Genomic DNA, 26,409 nt, shown 5'->3' on the forward strand with positions numbered 1-26,409 from the left:
CTTAATTTATTTCTGCTCCACGGATATCGCCGCGATTTATAAAAGTGATTTTTGAAACCCCATCGATTGCAGTGCCAGCTGCACCGCCTGCGCCTGGTGGTTGGTTTGGTGACACGCCAGCAGTATCCAGCCAAAGCCCGATAGCACCCGGCAACCCAAGATCTCCGCCAGCCCCACCATCGTTTCGCTTAGTCGTTCCGCTGTCAGGAAACCCACCAGCACCACCAACAAAGAGCGTACCGTTCTGAGCCTTATTGGCGTTTTGAGGGGACCAAGCACCCTCCCCGCCATTCCTTCCAGCACCGCCACCACCACCGCCGCCGTTAGAGCGCGTATTGGAATGACCACCGCCACCGCCACCGCCACCACCGCCGCCGACAATCCCGTTGGTATTATCAAACTCAAGAAGACAACCAACAGATAACCCTGGACCACCGACAGCCCCATTAACCAGAGCGCCACCGCCACTACCACCACAGCCAGCAATAGTGCCATTATTTATCAACGTCAGCTCACTTGTAGCCGGAAGATCCCCAGTATGAAGTGCAAAAGCCCCCGTCGAAGCACTGCCTATTACCACCCCCGGCATGACGATAACGCGCATCTTAAAGTCGCCCGAACCGCTCCAACCATTGTCGCGGGCAATCTGGGACAGATCGACGTTGTAGCCATCAATTGTAATCAGAACCTCAGGCATAAAGACATTGCCAACAAGCTTATAGAGCATTGGTCCTCCCCTTCAGCCCCAACCGGAGCCCCTTGCCTGGCGTCGTCACCCCGACCGCCGTCACCTCAAAGCTCAAAATTGCTCCCGCAACCAACGTAAGAGCGGGCTTTACAGTTCCAGGGTCAAAATTGCCCGTATCAGCAGCAAAAGAAGGCAATGCATCAAAAACACTGACCCCATCCGCCTTAATATCAAAGACCACCCCCGACCCTGTTGGCGCAGTGTCAAGTTTTGCAACAATGCCGGTTACAACAATGTTTCTCGAGAGAACCATCGTGCTGACAACGGCAATCGAAAGATCCTCAGCCGTATAATCTGCACCGAAACCAGCATTAACAGGGATATCATAGGCACCGGACGCCGAAAGAGCCTGTATAGCTTGCGTCAATAGGCTGTAATTACCCTTTTCCAACGCCAAGCCAGCCGTTTCGATAGCATGGGCAATTGTCTCCTGGAGACCATTGAAAAAATCCTGATCCGGGATCGTCCCGGAAATTGGATTACCGCCGCCATCAACGCCACAATTCCGGAAAAACCCCCCAACCTTTGGGCCATCCGGAGCCGCAACAGGCAACACCTCAACCGCCGTCCCCCCGTCTATACGATGCATCTAATTCTCCTCAATAAAATATATCGGCGTCATGTGAGCGGGTTTCTCCCGATCAATCAAACAACGCAAAACCGAGAGATCAGGCAAAACACACATCGGCTCCCCGACTTCCGAGCACCCGACCTGCCACCTGAAAACCTCGATATCGTGAATCGTGACGTGAAACTGAAAAAAGTACGGCCCGACATGATCACATCCGACACCAGACCATCCGGTCATCATCGGTTTTGGTTCATTAATGGAAATCGTGAAACCAGCAACCGCCGCCCGCTCAACTAAATACGCCGGATCAAGCCGCCCCTCCGCCCGCCACTTTGAGACAACGGCATCTCGGCGCTGCTGAAAAGTTTCAAAGCCCCCTGTACATTCGTCAGGAAGCCCCGCTTCCTCTTCTCTGGAAGACAACATTTCAACAGTTTGATGCGGTACCACATCGACCAGCAGATCAGCCGCCCGCTGCCGGATCCTGACATGACTGGTAGCAAGGGGCTGCATCACCAGCCGCGACCCGCCCGCACCCCGCTCACGATAGCTGTCCCAAAAAGGGCCCGGAGGAAGATACCCCTCAAGGCCCGCCAGCACAGCCTCCCGATCAACCACCACTTCAGACATAGGTAATCACCCCCAATGACGGCAGGACAACCGGACCAAGCTGGATATCATCAACCGGCGACGTTATCTTGTGACGCCTTTCCCCGGTCGCGACCGATACGGCTTCGTCAATCCAGGAAAAGGAGATCAACTTGCCTGGCGTCCTGTTTCGCTGCATCAGATCCTTAAGCTCAGCCTCAATCGCCGTCTTGACCTCTAAAGATGCAGGCTCCAGCCCAGCTATCTCCACATCAATCGGCTGTAAAACCGGAACATCAATAAAGACCCGCGCCCCAACCGGTGCACGGTTTCGGGCAGCACCACCCATCACGTAATCATAAACAGATTTAAGATCACCACTGTAAACCGGACCCGGATCCCCCTGAGGCACACCTGCAAATTCGGCCCGAACCTCATCCATTACAAATATTATTTGAACAGATCCAGCCCCATAGGCTTCCGGTACCGCCCAGGCATCCGTTACCCCCGCCACCTCCCGCGCCCACCTCTCGTAATCAAAAGCATTCCCCCCAGCCGGCGGGCGCTGTATCCGGGCCATAACACGCGCCCGGTAATGCTCATAAACACCAGCCCCGCCATCAAGTTCCCGGTCAGCACCACCAACAAGACCGCCCGTGATGACCTCACCAGAACTCTCGACACCAGCAACAGGCGAAATCAATCGCACCTTACGGCCCGAGACCAGATTTCCGGCCTTGCCGGGCTCAATCGCCCGGACTGAAAGCTGAATATATCCACCCGCCTCCGCCCCGGCTGACAGAGGTTTGTACAGTACCCCCGAATCAGATCTCAGGGTTACATCAACCCCTATGACGGAGCCGGCTTCAGCAGGGAAACTCACCACACCGCTCGCACGGGTCGCCTCTAGCCTCGGAATAAGAAAAAGCGCCCCCCAGTCATCAAGCCCGACACCCTCAGCAAACAAAGGCATGGCGTGGCGGGCAATGTATGCCAGGTGAGCGCCCAGATCATGCTCACTTCGGGCAATCAGCTGGGCTATGCCCGACATCCCCCCCAGCTCAGCAAGGCTATCCGCACCTGGCACAGAGCCGATTAAATCCCCCTTAACCCGGCTGACGATTTCCGGATAGGATTTTCGCGAAAATCCTGTAATTTTTCCCATTAACCCACCTCAATCGCTTCAGAAACCGGAACCTCGTAAGAAAAACGGCTCCCGTTTTTGAGAACCGCACTTACTTCCACACGTATCCTGTAGATACCTTCTTCAAGGGCTCTCCAGGCCCTGACATCGAAGCTGAGAAAATNCCCATCCNCCNCCAGCCACTTTAAAGCTTCCTCTACATACCCCCTGGCCCGCACAACCAGATCTTCTGTTATGATCTCCCGGCTGAGAAGCCAAAGCCGTGACCCGAATTTTCTCCCCGGCTTTGAAAGATAGCTGTCCATCCAGACACCATTTTTAGAACCAGCCCCATCCGGAAGCCGGTCGCCCTCCTCAGCGCGTCTCCAGGTAAAAAGAGAGCAAAGCACCAGATCAACGGCCTCCTGTATTGACCCGTATTCAGAGGTTTGCAGATCCGCAGCTCCATCCGAAAGCTGCGACGATATATCAATCAGGCTTGATTTACTGGCGAGATAAACAGTTAATTCCGTCATCAGATTTCCTCATGATCATGCTCAGGCGGCGATATATTTTCATTTACACCGGGAACAACATTTCCGGTTTTCCAGACATCGACCCACCAGGCAGATCCATCACATGCCCAGTCCTCACCATAACCGAGGACATCCCAATGAATGCGTTTCCGGGCATGGGTTTCAATTTCATCCGCTTCAAAACGGATCTTTTCGCCATCCATCCAGATCGATGATGTGCCGCACCGTAGATCAAGAACATCGGCTCGACCGACCATCAAGCGCAGCCCACCAGAACGGGTAAGCTGGAGCCGATGCAATGCCCCCGAAGCTTCCGCGACCGGATCATCAAGATCTGAATAGATCGCGGCGTCCCCAGATTTCAAGGCACCTCCGCGCAACTCAAAACGTCGATCACCAACCACGACAACCACCCGGTGATCTGGATCGACCTCAAGAATAATCCCCTCAGCCCCCTTGCCCCCCGCCCCCACTGTAACGGGCTTTGCAGCAAAGCCGTAGGACTGAAAGTACTCCAGCCCCTCTTTAACCTCATCAGCCCTCACAGACAGTTGCAATTCCTGTCTCCGCAAGGCCGTATTGACGGCAAGAACTGTGCCGCGAAGCACCATGTTCGAGACCCGCCGCCGGAGCCGATTAATAACGGTTTGAATTGACATTTAACCTCGCTTCAGGGGCTTTACGTCTCGCCACATATTAAGAGTTTCTGCACCTGATACGGGCTTTGGATCAAAACTTTCAGCGGGTTGTAGAGATATCTCGCTATAACGACTTTCGCCGTCAGCCACAAAAGACAAGGACGAACCCAGCATCTCAAACCGCCCGGAACTGAGATAATGATCTTCAACCGGAATCAGCAGATCAACATCCCAGAGCGCGCCATAGGGCGATTGCCGCCAACCTATGACCTTGAAAGAGGCCTCCTGAGCCCTACCCGCTGCGCGGGAAGCTTCCCAATTTCCAATTTTTCGACAATCATCGGACGTTGCCGCCCCATCCGCCAGCATCAACTTAGGCCTGTAACGCCCCACCGCTTTATCAGAAATCACCGCGAAGGATTGCGCAGCCTCTTCCCCATAGACCTGATCATCTCCAGATTGCTGGCCGGAAACGCGGAGCTCCGAGAACCGACCGCCTGTTCCAAACTTCCCCCGACCTGCCTGGATGTTGTTTCTTCCTCGCCGTTCCGGGTCACTGACACGCTGTAACGTGCCTTGAGCGCGGCGCTTGCCAACGCGGGCAAGGCGGATATCTCCCCCCGGCGTGTCGCGCGCCAGAAGCGAGCGCAGGCGGCACAACCTTTCGATACATTCATAAACGGTTTCGCCCTTTTCAATTTCAAAGTTATCTATCTTCTCGCCAGTTCCTTCAGCAGGAGAAAACACCCTGATCCCAAAAGGCGCACAAAGGTCTCGAATAATGTCTTCGATCAGAACCTCGCTCCACTGCCCCGGCGCGTTAATCGCAGAACAGTCAACCAAATCACCCGCGCGGGACCTGCCGACAAGATCAACACCATCCTCCTGATAACCAGCCGCAGGAGAAACCTCTTCGATCCAGCCGGTTAAAACAACATCATCGCCGATCCGGACAACAACAGAAGCCCCGACCGGATAGGACAGGTCACCGCCATCAGGAACCTTGCGACCGATAAAGACCGAAAAGGCTGACGCAAGCTGGTCAATTCCCCGCGTAATACGCACCCGTTTCCACCCCCGAAACCGTTGGCCATCGATCTCCAGGGAAATATCATCACGGACCTCCCGGCCACTGCTCGGATCGATTACAGAAGACCAGACCACATCACTCATCGCTCAAGAACCTCCAGAGCCCGGCCAGAAGGACAAAATAACGGGTCCCCCAAACCATTCCTTGAAATCACCTCATCCGTCCGATCAGCATCGCCGTACAGTTCATACGCCAAAGCGACAGCCGGTCGCTGCGCGGGAAGCCGTACACCTGTAATCCGGGCCAACCGCCCGGCCCGCTCAGTGATATTCCCCAGCATCGCCGTCCTGACAGAGGAAAGAACTGTAAATCCGGCATCATCAAAAGGCTCTCCATTCACCGGAGACCCCGCCTCGTTCATAATCTGGGACAGATTATCCGCCAGAAGCTTGCGAACAGATTGCGCCTGGTCATAGCTATCCAGCTTCATTCGGGCCGCACAACGAACGGCGTTCGCAACAGATACCTGCCGCACCAATGAAACAAAAGCGCTTCGATTACCCTGCTCAACCCGTCGTGACGGTGCCAGTCCGGCACCAGCCGGGACAAGATCCCCAAACCCGGAAAGGGCAACAAATCCCTCATATGACTGCGCAGCCTGAACCGGATCTTCAGGAACACCCAGATCTCCTATCAAGGCCGCAACCCGTCCGGCCAGATCTGACGGCCTGGCGATCACAAATACGTCTGACAAGGCATCGACCCGATCCGGGAAATCACTCTCCACAAACCCGGCGGTTAATCCTTCATAAACAGGCTGCTCAACGACAGGCATAACCTCTCTCAAACCAATCAGGACATCAGAAAAATCACCGACCATTTCCTGAGCAGAAAGCTCGACATAATTAGGAACCCCCTTAAGGGAAAACCGTTGAGAAAAAGCCTCAATTGAAGAAGCCACGAGTTTCCCCGCCGCATCATCAACCGACCTGCCGCCAGAAGCATCCGCGAAGGGATAAAGATCTTCACCACTCTCATCAAAATTGATCGCAAAATGAGCGACACCCCCGGCATCTGCCCCTTCAACCAAGGTCCAGGACCGCGCGACAACCTTCCAAGAGCCTCCATAAGGATCAACGTAAATCCCGAAACCCGGCTTTCTAAGCGCTTGAATAAGACGGTCGCGGTCCTGGTCATAATCATCACCGACAACATAAGCCTGGACATCAAAAATCTCGAATTTACGCCCCAGATCCTGCCCCTGAGGCTCCTCACGATCTGCGAACTGGTGCGTCTCCCCTCGGCGACCACCAGAAAGCGTACGCTTGAGCACACCAAAAGGCACCCCACGCCATGACGCAGGCTGTAAACGCTCTTCCCAGGACATATAAAACCTCTATCGGGTTATCTGTGAAAGTGTAGAAGGGGCAAATCCACCTGTACCAGATGGGCTAGCCTTTAAAGCAGCGACGTACGAACTCTTTATTTCACCGCCCTTGGCCGTTGTAAGAGCCCGATCAAGACGGCTTATAAAGTTCTCCCTCAATCTCGTAGCAGCGACACGCTCCGCAACCGCCTCAAAATTGAATTTTCGATCTATCTTGACCTCATCCTTGATCGAAAACAGCCTAACAATCGGGAGCCTTGACGCCCCAGAGCGGATAAAAATACCGCTACCACCCCCAGGAAGGTTATTCAGCAAAAACGGCTTAGGATCCGCCCGCCCTTTACCTCGTTTTTTGGGCTTTCTGGCACTTGATATCTTTCGCATCAGCGCCCTTGGCTTGAGGCCTTTTTGTATCTTCCCGGAGAAGACACCACCCTGACGCGCTGCAAGCGTAGGGACAAAACGCCCCGAACTGGACTTAGCCCGAAGAGTGCCGCCTTCACTATGCAACGCCAGACTGTCATGAAGAGAGCCCAGACCAGCAACAGGATTGCTTTTTGTTGCCTTCTCAACCCGAAAGCCGCCCGACCATTCCCCACGAATGGTAAAAACATCACCAACATGATCAACAACCGCCTTTCGCGCTTCAAATGCGGTATCGTTCAGGGCGGCTGACAGAGCAAAAGGGAGCTGCGTCTTTTCCAGATCCGTCAATTTATCGATAATCGTCGGTATGTTGTCCTGAAGGCTCAAATCAAACATTTAGTACCCCAACCCGGCCAAGCTGCCACCCGTATCAAGATCAAGCCCCAGACGATCAGACGATGACTTCTCAACCGCCATTCCCGCCGGTGCATTTTCAAAGCGCACCTTGATTTCACCCTTACCAAGATCGCCGCCACGCCTTGACTCACGGCTATTCGCCGCTTGCTCGGAAACCACCGACCGAACAGATCCCTCAGATCCGGCACCGCTATTCACAACTGCGCCAAAACCGGGGATCATTTCTTTAAGCCACTCCGGAAAAGCCGAGGTTAATCCCTTGATCTTATCCTCGATCAAACTGCCCAGATTAAAAGATCCGGATATCCAGTCCAACAACCCGACAGCACTATCCCAAAGCAGCGTAAAAGGATTGAACTCCCTGACAAGCGCCGCCAGACCAACAAAAAAACCCTTGTCAAAAGCAGATTTGACAACTTCCCATTTCTGGACCAGATACCCCATAATTTCTCGCCAGTTCGCAAAAACGGCAATTAGACCCACGACAGCCAGAGCGATCCAACCGATGGGAGTTGCTAGAATTATGGCCCCGACCGCACTAAATGCAGCACTTAAAGACGCGAGCCCGGCAACCAGGAAAGGCAAAATCGCAGCCCCCAGAGGAACCAGCAGCCCCCCCAGAAAAACAAGAGAATTAATCATCAAGGGAATAATGCTCGCGCCCAACGAGAGCAAAGCCGTACCGACAGAAATAACCGAAGCAACAAGCGGAGCCATTGAAATCGCAGCCAGGCCTATCAGGACAACCTTCCAGCCCCCAACCCAATCAACAGCGGATTTGACCGAAGTGATAAAGCCCGAGATTCCTTCCAGAACCAACCTGAAATCAATCTTGGCGAGGCCATCAGAAATTTCCTTAACAACCTCACCGATTTTACCCGCAATCACTTCGCGATTTAAGATCAACCACTCTCGCAACTGCTCCATCAATGGTTTGAGAACAGGTAAAAGCTCTGCACCGACAGCATTGCTTACCCCCTTAAAAGCCCAGGCAAGCCGCGCCTGCTCATCCGCAAATTCTTCCGCCGCTTTCGCGTTTTCTTCAGTCAGAAGACCATAGCGCCGGGCTTCTTCAGATTGCTCACGGAGTGCATCAGAGCCCTGTTCCAACAGGGTGATCATCTTGATCCCGCGACCGCCAAACAACTCAGCCGCCATGGAAGAGCGAATTGCCGCGTTTTCATTCCCCTTGAAGGCATCAGCCAACTCAGGCATCACATCAACAGCATTGCGAACATTGCCGTTCATATCCCGCAGAGAGACCCCCAGTTGATCAAAAAGCTCGGCTACTTTTTTATTTTTACCCGAAGCCGCATCAGCAAGCCTAAGGTTAAGCTGCCTGGTGTTTTGCTGAACCTCCTCCTGAGACATCGAAGCCCGATCTGCCCAGTAGTTAAGCTGCTGAAAACCCTCAACCGACACCCCCAGCTGACGGGACAACTTTCCGGCGGCATCCCCGGCAGAAACCATCCCTGTAACCGCCTTCCCTAGCCCCGCAACTAAGCCGGCACCCGTCAACAGAGACAAAGGCCCGAAAGCCCCCATCAACTTCGACCGTAGATTTCCAAGCGCCCCACCCAATCGCCGAACACCCCCGGCAACCTTGTGGAAACCGAGCGTTCGACCAATGTTTGAAATCTGCCCCCTGACAGAGCTCAAAGATTTTCCGACTTTTCGGATTGGGTTTGTCGCATCCCCAAGAACCTTGAAGGCCATAAATACACTGTATTTTTTGCTTGCCACGACCACCTCCAAAAACGGCAAGAGGCCCTAGTTTTTATCCAGGGCCTCAATACCTTCAACAATATCCTTGAAATCAACAATCGTTAGCTCCCGGACCTTATCCGGGAGCCACCGCATTCTCAGACTGATCCAGACTACAAGTCCTCGCCAGCCTCTTGGGACTCCCCCATTTCGGACGAGAACCACTCAAATAAAACTTTGCAGTTACGCCCAGGCATTTCATCAACCGCTTTTGCAGGGATGTTAACCACCAGCTTTTTGACGATATTCAGAACCTCCCCCAGAACAGGACGTTCGGCAGATACTGAATGCAGATGCTTTAGCTTGAGCGGCCTCAGCTCAATAACGTCCACTTCAATCGTCTCCTCAACACCACCAGACCGCTGCTGTATTGAAACGGCCACTGGCAACTTGATTGTCGTATTTCCCATAATCAGAACACCTCTTTAAGAGAAATGCCCTCAAAACGGGCCGTCAAAGAATTTTTCGTCGGATCAGGTGAAGCCTGACCAATAAAAGTACCGTTTGAGAGGGTCACAACGCGATCAGCACAGGACAACAAGACCGTGACATTACGCTTTCTCACGGAAGACACCGGCACCCCTTCCCCGAGATATACAACCGCCTCAATAAAGGGTGCCGCCCCCTTGGTGGTATCCCCCACTTTCCCCCGTTGCCCCAGCAAGCTCTCATACTCGACAGCCTGATCAGAATAGCTTGCGCTATCGCCGACATCGAACGAAACACCATCAATCTCGATGCTCTCAACACCCGCCACAACTGGCATATTCGCATCCTTTCTTTATGCTGCGAGCAGTGAACTTTCGTCCCACTGCAATGAGAAGCCGACCTGAATAGCACCAACCATAAGACCGTTGGTAAGATCCGGCGCGTAACGGATATTAATCCGCTGAGGATCCTGAGGATCACGTGAAACGATCAGAAGTCGTTCAAAAGCATCCTTGTTTTCAACCAGGCCCTGAAGCATCAGCTCATCATAGTGAGCAACAAGCGTCGCTTTGATTTTTCGGGGAGAGGTTGAAGGAATTCCTTCTGCAATCGGCGTCCCGTCATCCACCAGGATCACCCGCCGGGAGATAAACTTCTGATAAACAAGAAACCCGAGTTGGCGGTTGATACGCCGGATCTGGGCAGGCGTATTAATATCAAGAAAAGCACTGTCTGGCTGACCGTAAGTGTTTTTCTGATACGTAGTTACCCCGCGCTCCACAAGAACCGTCCCTTGAGGGCTGGCTTTACTGGTCGCAATCCCGCTATACAGCAGGGTATTACGATCAGAAAATCCCATCCGCAAAGCCTTAGCCGGAGCTTCTTCTCCGACCAGCTCGAGATCTTGTAGCGGTCTCGCCGGATGGTTCTCCAATGCCCGCGAAGCAACCGCCACATAACGAGCCGCCCGCACGTAGGCTGGCGCAGACGCACCGAAAGTCTCCATCACCGATAGATAGGGGTTATTGCGCTGAGCGGAAAAACTCAACAGTTCATTCGGCGACCCCCGCCGGGCCGAGAAAAATAGGCTCCACAAGGCCGTAATAGGATGCCACCGGCGCGCGCCCTCATCCCGCATAGCATCAAGAGTCGCATCACCGGTCCAAGGGAAGCAGATATAATCAAAAACCTCATCACCAATCCCGGCGATCAAAGGCGTAACATCAGGATCGATTAGGCCACCGGACATATAACCGTCATCTACCTCGGCAATCGCTATACCCTCAGGCAAACGCTCACCTTCAAACACCCCACGCCGATTGATCTCAACCCGATAATCATTCCCTGTCAGCCCCCCATGATCATAGGTGATCGTCAAGACCCCCGCCGCCGCTGCCGCACTTACGGGAATGTTTGCTTTTGCATTGATCGCCGCAGCCGCTGCGGTCGCAACCGCCACCGCAGTATCCCCAACAGCAACGCCTACAGAGGCAAGCCTTTCAGCAGAACCGCCGCCGAGATAAAAAACAAAGACCCCTGCTTTGGTTGCGGTCCCGGAAAAGGTCCGGGTTAAGGACGCTTTGGCAGAGCCACCAGCATCATCAGCGGCAACAGCATAAAGAGTTGAGGTTTTGTTTCCGCGCCGAAATTCAACAATCATTTCGTGAAGCTGGCTCCCGGCCCCAAACAATTCAGAAGCAGCATCCCCGTGATCACCGGGAATAAAAACCACTTCGCCCGCCGGTTGCGTTCCGGACGCCAGCTTTTGCCCCATGATCAACACTGGCTCGACAGAGCTTGAAAGCCCGGCAAGAGACGGATCAACCTCAGCATAAACGCCCGGCACCCGCAGATTGGAAGGGACCAGATTAAAGGCCCCCGAAGTCATGATCTGTGTATCCACAACTTACCCTTTCTTCTCATCTTTTTTTGAGACAACCGGAACAAGATCGCCGAAACGACCGCCAGCCGATCCGCCCGCACGAACAGAAGGCAGAAGCGCCAATACACGCGGATCCGCCAGATCCTCGTTCGACAGTGTAAATTCCCCTCCCGGAAATGGCTTGCCCGTCCTGGGGTTACTAACGACAAAAGGCCGCTTGGCGTCTCCGCTTGCGACCTTTGCCGGATTGAGTTTAACTTTCACGTCAATCCTCCTCAGATTGAATAATTATTTCGGCCTCATTTCGACCTTCCGGCCCCGTCGTAAACGGCCCGCCCCCCGGATATTTTTCAGAGGCGCTATCCGGATCACCAACTCGATCAAAATGATCAACAAGATCAACACCCAGATGAACAGATTTGATAGGCAGATCAGCATTCCTGATATCAAATTGTTGCTGAGCCCTAGGTTCGACCGTAATGGTCAGCATCTCACCAACCGACGGAACAGATCCCCGCTCATCCCTGAATTGCTTTACCTCCCATTCTGGCACAGCCTGCCACAAGCCCAACCAGACGGGATCTCCGTAAAGAGCGTCGAGAACCCTATCCACAAGCATTCCTGCAAGCAGATCCCACTTTTCACAGGATGACGAAAAGGCAATCTCGATCACCAGGGAAACATCCATTTGAAATTGACCGCCCTTGGGAGTAACCCGTTTCGACCGCTCCCCAGGGGCATAGACCGAAACAACACCCAATCTCAGATCTTCTTCTGTTGGATTATGTGCCCTTGACCGATAGATCCGGTCATCAGCAACCCTGGACAAACGTAACCGACGCTCAAGATCCACAAGTATTTCACCGCGCGAGACCAACTTTGTCATTTTCAAGCCTTGTGAAGTAGAAGCCAGCAGCCACCCTGTCCATCGGGATTACGATCCCGCACACGGTAACGATCACCGCGTATGGTCAACACATCACCCCGTTCCGGCACCACCACCAACTGATCAAGATCAACAAACAATGCGGGGGAGTACCCAGCTACCTCAGCACCGTCAGAACCCAGATCAAGAACTTCACGCTGGGCCTCAAAAACCCCCCTGATCTCAAGAGGTCCACCCACCCGATCAAGAATAATAGAGCTGGAAACAGGGTCTTCGCCAAAGACGTCAAGCACCGCAGAGTTAACCTCTTTAGCGATGTCAATCAGGGACATTATCGCCCCCATCGGAACCATGGGCAGAACTAGCGGCATCCCAGGCATCACGCTCTTTAGCCGTTACAGCGTAACCAAGCAGGCCGGACAAGGCATTCACAGAAGGTTTTCCATCCGCCGTAAAATCTTCATCTTGATCAAGATCCAGCACAGCTTTTGAAATGGCATCCATCAGAGCTTGCCCTGACGGCTTGATAACTGCCGGAGCAACAACGGCCACAACACGAGGACCAGTTGAAAGTTCAACGGCACCATTTGCCAACAGGCCCTCTGCCTCACTGTCAGTCAGATCAAGCTCTTCACCAGGCTTAACCTCAATCGGCTTTTTTACCGTTCCCATTTTCAGGAAAACTTTTGCGATATAAGTTTTTTTTGTCGCCATAAAACGATCTCCACAAAAAGAAACGAGCGGCAAAAGCCGCTCGATTTCTTAAAAATATTTATACAAACTTATTATTGATTCAGCTTACCGAACCCGGATAAAACCCGACCCGTTAGGACGATACGGCACAACGAGTGGAGCCGATTGAAGCAAAAGCATCCGAGCTGAAGGGTTCTTCTCCAACCAAGACTTTGTAAAATAGCGCATTGCCGAATATTGCGCCTCCTCATCATGCACCATCCCGTAACAACGGGTTCCCATCAGTCCATCCACTCCGCCATCAGCCGCAACAATCACACCATACTCAGGAATAAGCCGCTCAATCAGTTTAGTTTCTGGATTAACGTAAATGTCATTCCCAACCCAGATATCGAAAGTTCCAATTTTCCCCTTATGAACAAATTTTTTTGATCCCTGCCCCCGCGCTTCAGGCCCGACACGAAGCATTTCCCCTCCACGAGATGCATCAGCCTTGATCATCTCAATTACATCCGGGTCTTTACGGAATAATTTCCATGCATTCGCATCCATCACCACTACATTCGGCGTCACCCCGCTGATCTCAGAAATGTCTCCTGCGAAATCTTCGATATCATCCATAGGAGAAACACCAGCTTCACCCCAACGCAGCGCACCCACAAGCTGCCTGGTTAAACTTGGATCACGCCCGAAATCAACAACCCTTGTCGGCATATCCTCACCAACAACAGTCACGGATCCACTGACAAGAACAGATGCCATCATCACCTCTTCGCGACGCCCAAGCCTTGCCAATTGATCAACCAGATCAGACTTCAAGTTCATCTTGGCCCTGTCAGCATTTGACAGAGTCCCTCCGATCTTTTCCCCAATCATTCGTTTCACGACCCTTTTTGCATCGTGCCGACGAAGATCCTTCACATAAGCAGGAGTAAAGACCTTGGTTGAAAACCCTTGGCCGCGCTGAACCTTTCCGGCCACCAGCGGACTGACAAACGGGGCAAGCTCAGGCTTGCTTTCGTCCACATCAAAATGAATCTCATCGGTTTCCTCCACCTGCTCTAGCGGTGCGAAGGTGTCCAACAAGAAAGACGAAGGCTGATCAAGATTGGCGACCACTGCCGCCAGCACACCGATATCATAGATATCCATTGAACTCTCTCTTTATAGAAATTTGAAAAGATAAATCAGGGAAAACTATCCCAGATAAATAGAGAAGCGCCGAAGCTCCGCTTTCAGATCTGGCGTCACAGTTAAATCCCCCAGATCGAGCCCTTCTTGTGCATACTGGCCCGTCCGATAAACCAGAACCTCCTGCACACCAAGATCACTCACATCATGAGCAAGCACAGCATCCGGAACAGCACCGCCAGTGACAGCAGCTTGAGTAACTCGAACATAATCCGCGCCACCGACACTCACCAAAAATGCCCCACGCTTCAAAACGACCGTGACGTTCGCCTGAACCTTTTCACTCACAACAGGAAAATCCCCGGAGAAAATTTCTTCCGGATCATACCGACCAGCTTCTTTAAATTTTGGATTCACGTTTCCAGCCCCCTTATAGATTCACAATGGAAGCGGCAAGCTCTGCAACGGTCTTCCCGCCCGCAGAATCATTACCACCCGACCCAATTGACGGCTGGTCTTCTGAGGACATCACATCCGCAAGAGACCGCCCTTTTTTTTGCACTGCCGGTGAACTAGACAAAATTCCAGTAGCGACCTCAGCAGACACATCCGTTTTCAAAGCCAGATGACGCGCCAAAGCACCTCGCCCTTTAGCGGCAGGGCAATCCATAATCGCGACGATACGAGATCGCTCGGCAGCTGCTGACTTTTTACCCTCAGCCTCAGCCCCCTCATCATCATCCACTTCTTCTTCATCCACCCCATCTTCATCAGCAGAGGTTTCAGATTGATCCTCATCAGACGCCTCCGAGGAAGTCCCACCTTCTCCCTCCTCTTCTTCGTCGTCGTCGTCGTCGTCCTCTTCCTCAGCATCATCACTGTCGATATCTTCAGCCAAAATACTCGCAGCAAGCGACGAAGCAGAAAGTTCCTCCCGCCCAGCCGAAACCGCCCCTCTGCCAAGAGGGTTCAATTTCTTTTTCATTTCATTCTCCAGAAAATTTAAGAACTCTCTTCCTCAAGAGAGAAAACGAAGTCTCGAAGTACCTCCGAAAAGGACGCGACCCCATCTATCAACCCACCCCCCAAAGCCTTATCACCTCGGAAAGTTTTGGCCTCAGTCGCCAAAATCACTTCTGGCGACAACCCGCGACCAGCAGCCACGGTATCAATAAATATTTTCCTGGTAGCCTCAAGCTCCACCTGAACATCTGCCCTCACCTCATCCGGTAACGGTTCATAGGGATTCCCATCAACTTTATGAGATCCCGCATGGATCATCGTTACTTGAAACCCCTTCGATGAAAGCGCTTTACTAACATCTGTATGGATCATCAACACCCCGATTGAGCCGACAATTCCAGTCCGAGAAGTCCACAGATACCCCGCAGACGCCCCGATTGCATAAGCCGCTGAACAAGCCTGCTCATTTGCTACCGCCCAGATTGGTTTTTCTTGACGAATTTGCTGGATATAATCGCAAAGATCAAAGCAACCAGAAACCTCTCCGCCACCGCTATCAATATCAATCAATATCCCACGAACTGAAGGATCCGCCATTGCATCCCGAAGCTTGACCTCTATCCCATCATACCCGGTCATCCCGGAAACAGGATCCAGATAACCGGATTTATGAACAAGCGTCCCCGTAATCGGGATGTAAGCAATACCTCCATTCAAAATTTCAAACGAACGACGTTCGCCAACCTCAGTAAAACCTGAGGCTTTCATTTTAAGAGCCTCCGAAGAAATCTTTGCCCCTTGGTATTCAAGGGAAATATCTCCAAAATGTGAGGTTAACGCGCCAAGCACGACCTGAGCACGGCTCGGCTCCATTAGCAGCGGACAACAGTAAAGACGGCTAGCAATGTGATGATAACTTCTCACTCTTCCGCCTCCTTATCTTCTTGATCAAGATCTGATCTTGGCACGATAGCCATCCCTACTTCGAGCATCCCCTCAAGATTAAGAGGAGGGAGACCAAGTTCCTTTAAACGGGCCTGTTCTCTCTTCAGCTGCTCAAGCACCTCTTCCCAGTCGCGACCCTGCTCTGAACACTCAGCCTCCAGAGTAGACAAACCAGACGCAATCCGGATCCCTGCTGCCTGAGCCTCCTTAACCGGATCGATCCACCCGCGACCCGGCCCATTAAACCGGGCAGAACACCAGGCCGATTTAGCCTCGTAAAACGTCGGAGCTCCTGCTGGAATACTCAGCATCCCCCTATCAAAAACCTCTTCCAACCAAAGCGCATAACACTGCTGATAGAAGTAAGTTGAATAGAATGTCAGCTCTCCACGCGAGAACTTCCAGGCTTCAAGTAGGCTTGCTCGAGCAGAAGAATAATTTGTTTTTGAGTAGTCTCGAGAAACCTGTTCAAATGAGCGCCCCAATCCTGCCGAAATTCTCCTAAGAACCGCCGCTTCGAAAACAGCAAAACTCTGGTTATTTCTGGAATTTGAAAGAAGATTAAACTTCTCACCAGGCAGGAGCTGAGGGATCTTGACACCATCCAGAGTAAACTCTTTCTTCTTGTGCCAGGCTTGGCGTTGAGCAGCCTGATCAAGAAGAGCAATCGGATCATCGTTATCATCCAACAGATCCCGATCATAAGGGCTCTCGATTACGGCTGCAAAAATAGCATTAATAACATTCGATTGAGCCTCGGCCCTCTCATATGTATCAAGCATCTTTACGGCCTCAATTATAGAGGCCGTCCCAGGCTCACCTCTGGTCATCCCTGGACGAATAACCTTAAAGGAGTGGATAACCCTTTTACGCCCCCATTCAGTTGCCCTCGGAACCCGCACCCATTCTTGCAATGGCGAAGATAAATTATATAAATCCCCAGGATGAGATTTCTGAAAATGATATGCCAGAGGCTCTTTATATTGCCCCAGCTCCACACCCCCGCGAAGAAATTCATCATCCACCCGACCATTAGGATTGGATAGAACATCTGGCTCGATTAATTCAAAAGCCGTTGAGAAATCGCCACCCCGCCCAGGGAGCCACCTTGGAAGGCACAGGATCTCACCCGTCTGAGATCCCATCCAATAGACTGTCTGACAGAGACCATGAAAATTCTGACGAAGAGAAGCGTCCACATAAAAATCAGGATCTTCTGTATAACCACGCCAAAAGCCTTCTACTTCCCGAGCAATCCGATCAGCATCTTCCGAAGTGATCCCCAACACCCTATGATCAGGAGTAGCAACAAGCCGAGGCGCGCGAGGCCCAACAACATTGTCCTCACCCGCCTGAAAAGCCCCCCGTACGAAACCATTGTTTCGGGCAAGATCCCGAGTACGGGCAACAAGACTATCCCGGCTATACAAAATAGTAGCATCAGGGGAAAGATTTACAGGGTTGTAATCGCTTAACTCACGGGTTACCGCAGACGCGCCGCGATAACTCTCGTTCCGCCCAACAATATGAGCCATCGGCTTCATCGGTTGCCCATTGAGATCCAGTATTCGAGATGATCTCATAGGCTGAACCTCGGTGAAGTTGGGCCTTTTTTGAAAGAGCCCAAGGCAATTTTAATTTCTGTAATTCTTTGTTGAATATCGGCCATATTTGCGGCCTGAAAACTGACAGAATTACCGTTAAAGGAAACACTGGCACGAGAAGCACCCGTTAAAATTTTGGTTCTCGCAAATTCCAAAGCCCTCAATTCAGCCTCAAGAGCTTGTTTGTCCAGTGCCATCTTATAACTCCATCAGCTTTTCCAAGGTCGTCTTCTTACTAGAAGACGAAGGGCCAAGCGTTTTCACACTTGGCCCCACTTCAACTCTTTCCAAAACTTCGCTCGCCGGCGGAGAAGACACATAGCTGTTTTCGTCCCAGCTCTTTGCCCAATCTGGCGGAGCATCCCATTTAATCGTTTCATCTTTCAACAAAGCGGAACCAACCCGATTATAGACGTGGAGATCAAATGTCTCGTTGCGAACCCCCGGCACAGGCTCCCAACCCTTAGCTCCTCTTCTCTCCCCCAAGGCTTCTGCAAAGAAACTATCCGAAAGATCCTTAGAATGATGAATGTAACCAGGCCCCGGATCCATCCGGCAAAGATCACCCCACAAACCATCTTTAAGAATATTGGTACCAAGAAGATAAACCGGGATTTCTCCGTTTGCGTTCGCTCGCCGGTCTTTTCGGTTGCTGTCCGGATAGGTCAATCTGAAGCGTGCCGCAGTGGTCGCCTTGTCCCCTTTTAAAAGAACAAAACGCCTGCCCAATCGCGCCCGCTTCATCTTCCTCCAAAATCGATAAGCGTTTTCGGTAACCCCCGCTTCCCCAGAACTATCCGTCCCTGAGATTCGTACTGTCATCCTCCGGTCCGATCCATCGGATAAAGGATAACTCTTGAGAATCATTCCGTTCACCAGAACGCTCCAGTCCTCAATATAACCAGCCGGATCAAGGGGCAAAGGATCACCATCCTCATCAACCCTTTCGGATTTAGTGAGGTTGAAACGATCTATCACCCAACGCTCTCGCTCAGCTCCCCAACCGACAACCTGGACAACAAACATTGATTTCTGAACATCCGCGAAAGCCGTAAGGTACCTGACACCTTTTGGGACAACCCCCAAAGGATAATCCTCTGCTCTTTCTTTAAGATCTTCAGCAGTTATCGCGTTTTCTTCTCGAAGAGCAATCGGCAAATATGAACGACCCTGATCAACATTGATCGTCGTTTTCATTGACTCTTCTTCGCCAGTGCGCCGGTAATCTTCAACAGCCGTCAACCACTTAACAACCAGATCGCGCCACGACTGGAAACCCGCCGCAGTTCCTTGAAGATGAAAGCTGGCGATATTTGACCGCCTGGCCTGCCCCTTTAATTCACCTTCTTTTGTTACATGACAGCCTTCAGGAACCCATTTACCCCTCAGGTTCATCTCATATTTTTCTGTTTGGGAAATCCTGAATGCACAACAAGGGCAGACCATAACCACAGTATCGGCACGATCCAGCACACCACCTTCAGGAGCCCATTTCAGATCACTGAAAGAACCTTCAAAATACTCACCACAATTCGGGCAAGGCCACCACCATCGACGTCGATCACCGCTGTTATACAAAGAGGCGATCCCCGGCGCAGGAGCGACCTCGTGACTTCCGGGTGTCTCTCTCCAACGTCCATCAATAATCAATTCTCCAGGAGAACTTTCGGCCAAGCATACCCCGCGAGATCCAAACGTCTGAGTACGCTTTACGCCCATTCCAAAGGCTTCACCCTGGCCGTCAATATTTCTAGGAAACCGATCATAATCCGTCATCAACACCCAGGGAACTGACTTACCTGACAACATTGTTTGTGAAGGCCATCCGAAGATGACACTCATACCGTTGCTGTATCGCTTCTCTTGAGCATTATCGTTTGAGGATCCAGCCATCAGTCTATCTTTAAGAGCCCGGCTGGCGTTGTGCATCCCGTCAACTTTCTCTTTCACAAACTCTCGAGCAACCGCCTGACTTGTTTGGATAACAAGCATATTTCCGGGATCGGATGTAACTCGATAATTAATTCCGTTAAGAATTAAAGCGTCGGTTTTTCCTGTTTGTGCCGGCCCCATAAAAACAACGCCAGGAAAGGCCCGACTATTAAGCATGTTAGCGGGTTCAACCATGTAAGGGGTAATGTCATTGCTCCAATCCCCGACGACACCCCCGCCTCTGTTGTTAAGTTTTCGAAACTTTGCCGCCGCCTCTGAAACCATTATTCGAACTGGTGGCTCGAGGGATACAAAACACCTTTTCAGAACCGTTGAAACAGAACAAAAATCAGGAATTGGCTTCTTCAGGATTGACCTCGGATTTCGTAAAATCTCCGGATCCATCTTTTAAGAACTCCAAATTGTTTAAAGCCTCAACCATTGAAGCCTGATAGATATCAATTTGATCCTGGACCCTCGCTACATGATCAGCAGCGAGAAAACAGCGCTTCTCAAGAAAGTCTGGTAGAGCCTGAAGCTGCTCGGAAACTGCCCGAAGCACATCCATTAAAGCGCTTTCAACATCTGAGACCCGAACCAACCGCCCCATCTGTTCTTCAATTAATCTCCTCTCACGAGCCAGATTAAGCAGCTCTTTGTATTGCTTTGGATCAATTGACAGATCCAGATCTTGAAACGAAGAACCCATAAGATCGAGCCTGGTCTGCCCGATCATTCGATCACGCTCAGCAGCCTCCCGAGATTCTTTCTGATCCTGCCCTTTCTTCCAGGCAATGCAGGCATCCAGATCAAATTCATAAGACTTTCCGTTCGTCCCTTTCGAAACAAACGGCATGCCGTTTTCAATCCAGTTATCGACCGTTGGCTTTGAAACATTAAACGCACGCGAAATTTGTTCTTTATTGAGCGTTAATTTCGCAGTTTCAACAACGGCCTCCTCAGCCATATCCTTCACCTAAGATAAACAACAATGAAAAAGTAAAGTCCCAAAAAACATAGAATATCTGCCACTTACCTCGGTGCGCGTTACCCGTGAGAAGATTTGTTAGGCGCAGAGGGACCCATTGATTGGGTCATCGGATCTACACCAATGCGCCAACAAGAGATCAACCCGACGTTTGGAGACCGAAAGCAATAAGCTCGCTATACCTCAACGGCCCTCTGCGCCTAACAAATCTTCCAACTTAAAAGAAACGGGATGATCAAAAGACCATCCCGCCAAGTCAACCAACAGGGAGACAACAAGGGAGTTGCCCATAGTCCACCCCGAACCTGACAACGGGGCGACGGGGCGACGTATCCCGCCTGACAACGAGACACAAAAAAAGCCCGCCTAAGCGAGCTAACTGGTAGCCGGAGTTTAACCCGGCAGGAACATGATCTCCTCCATCAAAAGAGAAAGCCGCAATTCCTATGCGACACACCTTTGAAATAGAAAACGCCCGGAAAGGAAATCCTTCCGGGCGCAACTCTGTACCAATGTCATAAATAGCTATCGAATTTTGTCAGATCTGTAAACCCCGCCGGAAATATTTTTTCTTCTCGGTCCAGCCTAACCGAGATCGTATGAAGAGCATTAGCATACACAACCCCTGATAAATGCTGGCGTGAGCGCCCGTCTACCCCTTTTATTTTTTTCCACGAGAATCCAAGCATTCTCATGAAGAGAATCCGACGATTTTTTTCAGGAGCAATCATCATCATCCAGGGAAAAGCTTCTTCAGCCTGTTTGAGTTGACGCGCAGAAGGACGTTGACGGTACGGCTCATCATCCACAGCATCGATCAGATCTGTTATCGACCGCACCACCTGAGGCATGGATGATTTTGCCCCAGAAGGCACATCCCGGCTGCTCAATCCCTGAGACATCAGAGCGGCAATCGCCGACGCCAGAACCCGCTCAACCAGATCAGGAGACCAGACACCATCAAGCACTTCCGCCCGATCTTCAATTCGCCCTCGAACATAAAACGGCCTAGCCTGAGGCTTTTCCAAAGGCTTCAGTTCCTCCCACTGCATTACCACAATCCCCCGTTTCTTTTTGCCATAACCGTTAACGAATGCATCGCCTGATCTATAACCTCTTGCGGGACTTCAAAAGATATCCGTCCCGCCTCCTCCAGCATATCCAGGCAATAACGCGCACGGCTTGCCGGATCTCTTGAGGTCACATCACCGATCTTCTGACTTTTCTTGGCCGCAATTGAAAGATACCGCGACTGGGCAAGCACGAGCTCAGAAACGAACTTGTAAACCCCGTAGTGCATCCAGCCTTCATCAATCCCCTGTTTAAAAAACTCGGATTTACGGAAAACATTCTCGAGATAAGCCTTCTGCCGCGCCTCTGGTGTAGCGACGATCTTCCCCGGCGCAAGATCCTCACCTTGCGGCTTACGCTTGTATTCAACACCAACACAAGCCCCACGAATAACCCTACTTTCAGGCCACTGTTTGGTTTTGTGACCCATCCGCACCCGATCAAAAGCCTCATCGACAACATCAGTCGGGAATTGGCTGAGGTCTCGAATATAATCCTCAAGCAAAAGCCCTGATTCACGATGCAACCCGTCATGATCTTTTGCCCCGACAGGCGCAAACCAATGAACACACATCCGACCAAGCGGACCTGTTCCACCCTTGCCCATCAATCGCCTGACATCTTCCAACTCAACACGATCAGATAAACTCAATTTTTCAATCAGGATCACAGGATCAGGCTTCACGCGCCCTCCACTGGCAGCCCTTTGCGGCTTTTCAACCAACTCAACCCTTGAAGACCTCGCTTTCAGGATTGCTTTGGTAAAATACAGGATTGAATTGATTTTCTCCCCCGCCCTTGCCGCCACATCAGGTACAACCGGATAGATATCTTTTTCAGGATCACACCCCTGCTCAATCCAGCTCATCACTTCCTGAACAGCGCCATCACCATCAAAATCAAATCCGTCAAAACCGTTACACCTCTCCAGAACCTCCTCAGGACTATCAAACTGCGAACGCCGTTCGCTATCTCTGACCCGGCGATTTGCGCTCGCGTCATCAATCTGGTGGTTACTCTGGCGGTTAGAGTCTTCATTAAAGGCCCGGAAAACTTTTCCGGTAGCTTTGGAAAATCTTTCCGGTAGTGGATCTGGATTTTCTGACTTCTGGAAAATTTTTCCGGTAGTGTTTTCACCTGTTTCCCGGCTCTCCTCCCGCCCGGATACCTGATCGTTTTCCCGATCCTCTGCCTGATCCCGGACAACAAACGACGATCCAAAACAGGCATCCAGATCAAATTCTGGCATCGCCCGCCGATCTGCGCCCCACGCCAGAATATACCCGTTTGAGGTCCTTGAACCCCCGCGACGACGGCGCTCATAGACGGTTACCAGATCCGACTTGACCAACGCCTCAACATGCGAGCGAACAGACCTGTCAGACATGGACGCCCGACGCGCAAGACTGTCCTGCCCCGGAAAGGCAACACCATAGGCATTTGAATAATCTGCAAGCGCCAGCAGTATCAATTTAGGACCTTGAGGTATGGGCAAATCCCACGCCCAGGACATTGCTTCAATCGCCATGAACACCCCCTATAACCGCTTCTACACAACAGGAAAGCGCATACTGGTACACCCCAGAATTCCGGGACATTGACACCAGCCCACGCCCCTCAAGTGACCTTAACAATCGCCGAACCGACCTATCCGTCACCCCGGACAGGTTCGCAATCTGCTCTTGCGTCATAGAACAGTTTCCCCGTCGATCTGCCCGCCGGGCCAAGGCTGTCAGAACAGCCCTTTCACCTGACGGAACAGGCTGATCCATCGCCCAAAGCAACGCCATAGAAGGCAGACCTTGATCTTGACCCTTTCCGCGAGGGTGAATATCCAGCCTTCTTGTTAACTCAGGATCTTTCCGGAGACAGGACACAAGTTTAAGCGCCCCAGCCACACCTTCAGGCGGACTGTCAATCACCTCTCCAATCACAAGCGACATACGCAACAACGCCGTTAAGTCATCCATTCGACCGGATTGGGGGATCTCTTTTACAGGCTCTGGAGCAGACATCACCCGAGCACCTGACATCCAGTCATAAACCCAGCTCGTTACCTGTACCGCAAATTTAGGGGAAAGCCATTGCGCCAGGTGGATTGCCACTTTGGGATGAACCCATGTACCTTGCTCACTCGGTACACCACCGCGCCTTGACTGGATGAGCCCCGTTGTGGGATTCCCCATATCGGATTTTAATGCGCTCAAATACTCTCTTGTGGACGATAAACGCCGATAGTCAGAAAATAACTTACCCGCCGCACAGCACATCAAAGTTGCACTGATATAACCATCTTCAATACGCTGATTTATTACGGAGTTGGATATTGTATGCTGTATAAGTCCAGTCATCACGCAGCCCTCTTTGCGGCAGTTAAACAACCGCGACCAAAGGACTTTCGACGCTCCTCTGGCGGCGGGAGGTTCGAAACCTGCAAAGAGACAGGCGGGTTTATTCCCCTTTCGGGTATTTTATTCACCGCCCTCCCACCATAGGGAGATCCCGGATTCCGGGCACAAAAAAACCACGCTTTCGGGGTGATTATCCGCTCTCTGAGAGGTTTCGACGCCTCTAAAACAACAGTATCGCCCCTCGACTTATCGGTCAAGCGAGTAAAAGAATGATCTGGACAACCATAAACTGAATTGCGACCATCGGGAGAATTTTCAACATTTACACAGGCATCAGTATGCAAATCCTCAGCATCATTCTCCTGCTTCTTTCCGCCTTTTCTTTTTTTATTGCCATTGTCGGCATTTTTTCCCCCAAACGGGCCCTGCCCAAAGAAGAGAACCCGACCCGGAAAAAAGCCTTTTTCACCTTTTTCGGGATCAGCTTCGTTACCTTCTTGATTGGCGCTGTTCTCGCTCCGACCGACAACAGCATGCCCAGCCTTACCCCACAGACAGCCACTGAAAACTTGAGCCCGGAAGAACAACAGCAAGCCCTGATCACGGAATGGCTGAGCCTGTCCGAACTGAGCCCGGAAGACTACGCAAGGATTTGCCAGAGCGCCCCGGATGGAGCTTATAAACAACAGTGCAAAGGCAAGGCTGTGACCTGGTACGGCTTTATCAACGAAGTCGCGGACGTGGATAAACTGGAAGTCAGAGTAGGCCCCGAACACGACAGCAAAGCCTTTGATCTGGACCTGATCAACGACCTTGACGCCTCCGAACCTCTTGAGCGCTTCAAGGATCAAAAAATCCTTTTCCGGGCCGTGGTTGATTCCAATTCCGGGTTTGATCACGACCTTGATCAAGGAACATTCATCACCGTCGCCTTGACCAACGAAGAATCTGAAGCCATCCTGCAGGAACAGGAAGCCGCTAAGATCAAGCTGGAGCAGACAGATACATTTATTACGGAACATATTGAGTGCCGAAAGCAGTTCAAGGCTAACGCCAACCACCCCTCGACCGTAGATTTTCCGCTTGTGGATCTGTACCACGCCTCTGAAATAATCGAAGACGGATCGCACATTATTCAAGGAAGCGCTTCGGCAAAAAACTCTTTCAACACCGAGCTTGAGTTTACCTATCAGTGCATTTTCAAAGACCAGCAGTTTGTGACCATTAACATCCGCGAAAAATAATCGGAACTGAGAAAACACACTCCCACAACCCGGAACCGCCATGACAAAAAAAATATTCACAGATAAAGACATTGAACAATGGGAGCGTGATCTATTTGAAAACACCCCCCCGCCTATCGAAGAAATTACCCTACCCGACTTTTCACAGCCGAAGACCTTCAGAGCCTCAGCCGCAACTACAGGAATAGTCATAAGCACAATCAACCGAGACGGAAATACAACTAACCTTTTTCTTAACCCAGTCATCGCCAAATACCTGATCCACACGATTGCCATGCAAGGGCAAGAAGCAGGTTGGCTAAACGAAAAGCTGGAAATTATATCCCCTGATTTACTCCTCAATTCCTGAGCTTGTAAATAAATACCCCACACACCATTACACACTTTTATTATTGACAAGTGTGTAATGGTGTGTAATATTGTCTTTATCAACAACGCAAACGGAGACACAACATGAACAGTAGACAGGTTATCAAGCTTCTCAAAAAAGAAGGTTGGTACCATGTCAAAACTGCCGGGGACCATTTCCACTTTAAACATCCGACCATTAAAGGGAAAATAACAGTCACCCACCCGATTAAAGACCTTTCGATAGGCGTTATCAAAAACCTCGAAAGAGTCACTGGCCTCAGCCTCCGTTAATTCGGAGGCTGAGTAAGCCGCCCCCGGTAACTGTTCAGATGGCGTCACATAAAGGAAAAAATAAAAATGGCTGAAAATGAACTCTATCCAGCCCTGATCGATAAACAAAAAAATAGCGATTTCGGGGTTACTTTTCCCGATTTTCCCGGCTGCGTGACAGCGGGCAGTACAGCAAAAGAAGCCCTCGACATGGCACATAAAGCCCTTGCCGGCCACATTGCTTTTATGGCTGAGGACGGCGATGAAATTCCCACCCCCAGCGCAATAGAAGATATCGCAAAAGAGGACCTTAAAGACATCCTGTTCATCTCTATGATTGAGGTGACAATGCCTGGTCGCCCGAAACGGGTAAACGTGATGCTTGACGAAGGACTTATTTCGAGGATCGATAACGCGAGCAAAAACAGAAGCGCCTTTCTTGCTGAAGCCGCTCGGGAAAAGCTCGCTCGATCCGCCTAGCGCTTCACGACCGACAACACC

At 51.3% G+C, this 26,409-nt stretch carries 32 protein-coding genes; 4 read left to right on the plus strand and 28 right to left on the minus strand.

All coding sequences use genetic code 11. The features are described from left to right. Position 1: 1 nt before the first annotated feature. The 28 genes from B152_RS26570 to B152_RS25635 form a co-directional block, all read right to left on the minus strand. Positions 2–727: a hypothetical protein gene (locus B152_RS26570; RefSeq protein ID WP_020594103.1), complete on the minus strand. Its 726-nt coding sequence runs from the start codon at positions 725–727 to the stop codon at positions 2–4. Further along, positions 717–1,337, minus strand: coding sequence for a hypothetical protein (locus B152_RS0119360; RefSeq protein WP_020594104.1), 621 nt, complete (start codon positions 1,335–1,337; stop codon positions 717–719). The genes B152_RS26570 and B152_RS0119360 overlap by 11 nt, the downstream gene beginning before the upstream one ends. After that, positions 1,338–1,949 carry a putative phage tail protein gene (locus B152_RS0119365; RefSeq protein ID WP_020594105.1) on the minus strand — a complete coding sequence of 204 codons (612 nt, stop codon included), beginning with the start codon at positions 1,947–1,949 and terminating at the stop codon, positions 1,338–1,340. Then, entirely contained in the window at positions 1,942–3,072 is a 1,131-nt protein-coding gene (locus B152_RS0119370) for a baseplate J/gp47 family protein (protein WP_020594106.1), read from the minus strand. Before B152_RS0119370 ends, B152_RS0119365 begins: the two co-directional genes overlap by 8 nt. Further along, positions 3,072–3,566: a phage GP46 family protein gene (locus tag B152_RS24440; RefSeq protein WP_020594107.1), complete on the minus strand. Its 495-nt coding sequence runs from the start codon at positions 3,564–3,566 to the stop codon at positions 3,072–3,074. The genes B152_RS0119370 and B152_RS24440 overlap by 1 nt, the downstream gene beginning before the upstream one ends. Continuing rightward, positions 3,566–4,225 (minus strand): phage baseplate assembly protein domain-containing protein, encoded by a 660-nt coding sequence (locus B152_RS25625; RefSeq protein ID WP_020594108.1) that lies wholly within the window; start codon positions 4,223–4,225, stop codon positions 3,566–3,568. The genes B152_RS24440 and B152_RS25625 overlap by 1 nt, the downstream gene beginning before the upstream one ends. After that, positions 4,226–5,377 carry a phage baseplate assembly protein gene (locus B152_RS0119385; RefSeq protein WP_020594109.1) on the minus strand — a complete coding sequence of 384 codons (1,152 nt, stop codon included), beginning with the start codon at positions 5,375–5,377 and terminating at the stop codon, positions 4,226–4,228. After that, positions 5,374–6,621 (minus strand): DNA circularization protein, encoded by a 1,248-nt coding sequence (locus tag B152_RS0119390; RefSeq protein ID WP_020594110.1) that lies wholly within the window; start codon positions 6,619–6,621, stop codon positions 5,374–5,376. Before B152_RS0119390 ends, B152_RS0119385 begins: the two co-directional genes overlap by 4 nt. Positions 6,622–6,630: 9 nt before the next feature. Beyond that, positions 6,631–7,383, minus strand: a complete 753-nt coding sequence (locus tag B152_RS0119395; protein WP_020594111.1) for a hypothetical protein — start codon at positions 7,381–7,383, stop codon at positions 6,631–6,633. Beyond that, positions 7,384–9,147, minus strand: a complete 1,764-nt coding sequence (locus B152_RS0119400; RefSeq protein WP_157231183.1) for a phage tail tape measure protein — start codon at positions 9,145–9,147, stop codon at positions 7,384–7,386. Between the two features lie 134 nt (positions 9,148–9,281). Then, positions 9,282–9,578 (minus strand): hypothetical protein, encoded by a 297-nt coding sequence (locus tag B152_RS0119410; protein WP_020594114.1) that lies wholly within the window; start codon positions 9,576–9,578, stop codon positions 9,282–9,284. A gap of 2 nt (positions 9,579–9,580) precedes the next feature. Then, a complete protein-coding gene (locus B152_RS0119415; RefSeq protein WP_020594115.1) occupies positions 9,581–9,934 on the minus strand; it encodes a phage tail tube protein in 354 nt (117 codons plus the stop codon). A gap of 15 nt (positions 9,935–9,949) precedes the next feature. Next, entirely contained in the window at positions 9,950–11,500 is a 1,551-nt protein-coding gene (locus B152_RS0119420; protein WP_020594116.1) for a phage tail sheath subtilisin-like domain-containing protein, read from the minus strand. A gap of 3 nt (positions 11,501–11,503) precedes the next feature. Beyond that, a complete protein-coding gene (locus B152_RS0119425) occupies positions 11,504–11,743 on the minus strand; it encodes a hypothetical protein (protein WP_020594117.1) in 240 nt (79 codons plus the stop codon). 1 nt (position 11,744) lies between these two features. After that, a complete protein-coding gene (locus B152_RS0119430) occupies positions 11,745–12,365 on the minus strand; it encodes a hypothetical protein (protein ID WP_020594118.1) in 621 nt (206 codons plus the stop codon). 2 nt (positions 12,366–12,367) lie between these two features. Further along, positions 12,368–12,697, minus strand: a complete 330-nt coding sequence (locus B152_RS0119435) for a head-tail joining protein (RefSeq protein WP_020594119.1) — start codon at positions 12,695–12,697, stop codon at positions 12,368–12,370. Then, positions 12,684–13,079 carry a hypothetical protein gene (locus B152_RS0119440; RefSeq protein ID WP_020594120.1) on the minus strand — a complete coding sequence of 132 codons (396 nt, stop codon included), beginning with the start codon at positions 13,077–13,079 and terminating at the stop codon, positions 12,684–12,686. Before B152_RS0119440 ends, B152_RS0119435 begins: the two co-directional genes overlap by 14 nt. 84 nt (positions 13,080–13,163) lie before the next feature. Continuing rightward, positions 13,164–14,210 (minus strand): major capsid protein, encoded by a 1,047-nt coding sequence (locus B152_RS0119445; RefSeq protein ID WP_020594121.1) that lies wholly within the window; start codon positions 14,208–14,210, stop codon positions 13,164–13,166. 45 nt (positions 14,211–14,255) lie between these two features. After that, entirely contained in the window at positions 14,256–14,606 is a 351-nt protein-coding gene (locus B152_RS0119450; protein ID WP_020594122.1) for a hypothetical protein, read from the minus strand. 13 nt (positions 14,607–14,619) lie between these two features. Further along, on the minus strand, positions 14,620–15,174 hold the full coding sequence (locus B152_RS25630; RefSeq protein WP_020594123.1) for a hypothetical protein: 555 nt from the start codon (positions 15,172–15,174) through the stop codon (positions 14,620–14,622). 17 nt (positions 15,175–15,191) lie between these two features. Further along, the gene (locus tag B152_RS24455) at positions 15,192–16,076 is read right to left on the minus strand and encodes a S49 family peptidase (RefSeq protein ID WP_157231185.1); all 885 of its coding nucleotides are present in this window, start codon (positions 16,074–16,076) and stop codon (positions 15,192–15,194) included. Further along, positions 16,073–17,680, minus strand: a complete 1,608-nt coding sequence (locus tag B152_RS0119465; RefSeq protein ID WP_020594125.1) for a phage portal protein — start codon at positions 17,678–17,680, stop codon at positions 16,073–16,075. Before B152_RS0119465 ends, B152_RS24455 begins: the two co-directional genes overlap by 4 nt. Next, positions 17,677–17,898 carry a gpW family head-tail joining protein gene (gene gpW / locus B152_RS24460; RefSeq protein WP_020594126.1) on the minus strand — a complete coding sequence of 74 codons (222 nt, stop codon included), beginning with the start codon at positions 17,896–17,898 and terminating at the stop codon, positions 17,677–17,679. Before gpW ends, B152_RS0119465 begins: the two co-directional genes overlap by 4 nt. 1 nt (position 17,899) lies before the next feature. Further along, entirely contained in the window at positions 17,900–20,038 is a 2,139-nt protein-coding gene (locus B152_RS24465) for a phage terminase large subunit family protein (protein ID WP_083921953.1), read from the minus strand. Then, positions 19,983–20,600 carry a DUF1441 family protein gene (locus tag B152_RS0119480; RefSeq protein ID WP_020594128.1) on the minus strand — a complete coding sequence of 206 codons (618 nt, stop codon included), beginning with the start codon at positions 20,598–20,600 and terminating at the stop codon, positions 19,983–19,985. The genes B152_RS24465 and B152_RS0119480 overlap by 56 nt, the downstream gene beginning before the upstream one ends. Positions 20,601–21,136: 536 nt before the next feature. Beyond that, positions 21,137–21,673, minus strand: a complete 537-nt coding sequence (locus B152_RS0119490; protein ID WP_020594130.1) for a DUF6362 family protein — start codon at positions 21,671–21,673, stop codon at positions 21,137–21,139. After that, positions 21,673–23,220: a helix-turn-helix domain-containing protein gene (locus tag B152_RS0119495; RefSeq protein ID WP_020594131.1), complete on the minus strand. Its 1,548-nt coding sequence runs from the start codon at positions 23,218–23,220 to the stop codon at positions 21,673–21,675. The genes B152_RS0119490 and B152_RS0119495 overlap by 1 nt, the downstream gene beginning before the upstream one ends. Continuing rightward, the gene (locus B152_RS25635; protein WP_020594132.1) at positions 23,210–24,043 is read right to left on the minus strand and encodes a KilA-N domain-containing protein; all 834 of its coding nucleotides are present in this window, start codon (positions 24,041–24,043) and stop codon (positions 23,210–23,212) included. The genes B152_RS0119495 and B152_RS25635 overlap by 11 nt, the downstream gene beginning before the upstream one ends. A gap of 338 nt (positions 24,044–24,381) precedes the next feature. Between B152_RS25635 and B152_RS24475 the strand changes: the two genes are divergently transcribed. The 4 genes from B152_RS24475 to B152_RS0119520 all read left to right on the plus strand — a co-directional run bounded on the left by B152_RS24475 (position 24,382) and on the right by B152_RS0119520 (position 26,388). After that, complete coding sequence (locus tag B152_RS24475) at positions 24,382–25,287, plus strand: hypothetical protein (RefSeq protein WP_020594133.1); 906 nt, start codon at positions 24,382–24,384, stop codon at positions 25,285–25,287. Between the two features lie 40 nt (positions 25,288–25,327). Continuing rightward, on the plus strand, positions 25,328–25,636 hold the full coding sequence (locus tag B152_RS0119510) for a hypothetical protein (RefSeq protein ID WP_020594134.1): 309 nt from the start codon (positions 25,328–25,330) through the stop codon (positions 25,634–25,636). Between the two features lie 104 nt (positions 25,637–25,740). Beyond that, positions 25,741–25,929, plus strand: coding sequence for a type II toxin-antitoxin system HicA family toxin (locus tag B152_RS0119515; RefSeq protein WP_020594135.1), 189 nt, complete (start codon positions 25,741–25,743; stop codon positions 25,927–25,929). 66 nt (positions 25,930–25,995) lie between these two features. Beyond that, positions 25,996–26,388: a type II toxin-antitoxin system HicB family antitoxin gene (locus B152_RS0119520; protein ID WP_020594136.1), complete on the plus strand. Its 393-nt coding sequence runs from the start codon at positions 25,996–25,998 to the stop codon at positions 26,386–26,388. Positions 26,389–26,409 lie beyond the last annotated feature (21 nt).

The sequence above is a fragment of the Kiloniella laminariae DSM 19542 genome, assembly GCF_000374005.1.
Lineage (GTDB): Bacteria > Pseudomonadota > Alphaproteobacteria > Kiloniellales > Kiloniellaceae > Kiloniella > Kiloniella laminariae.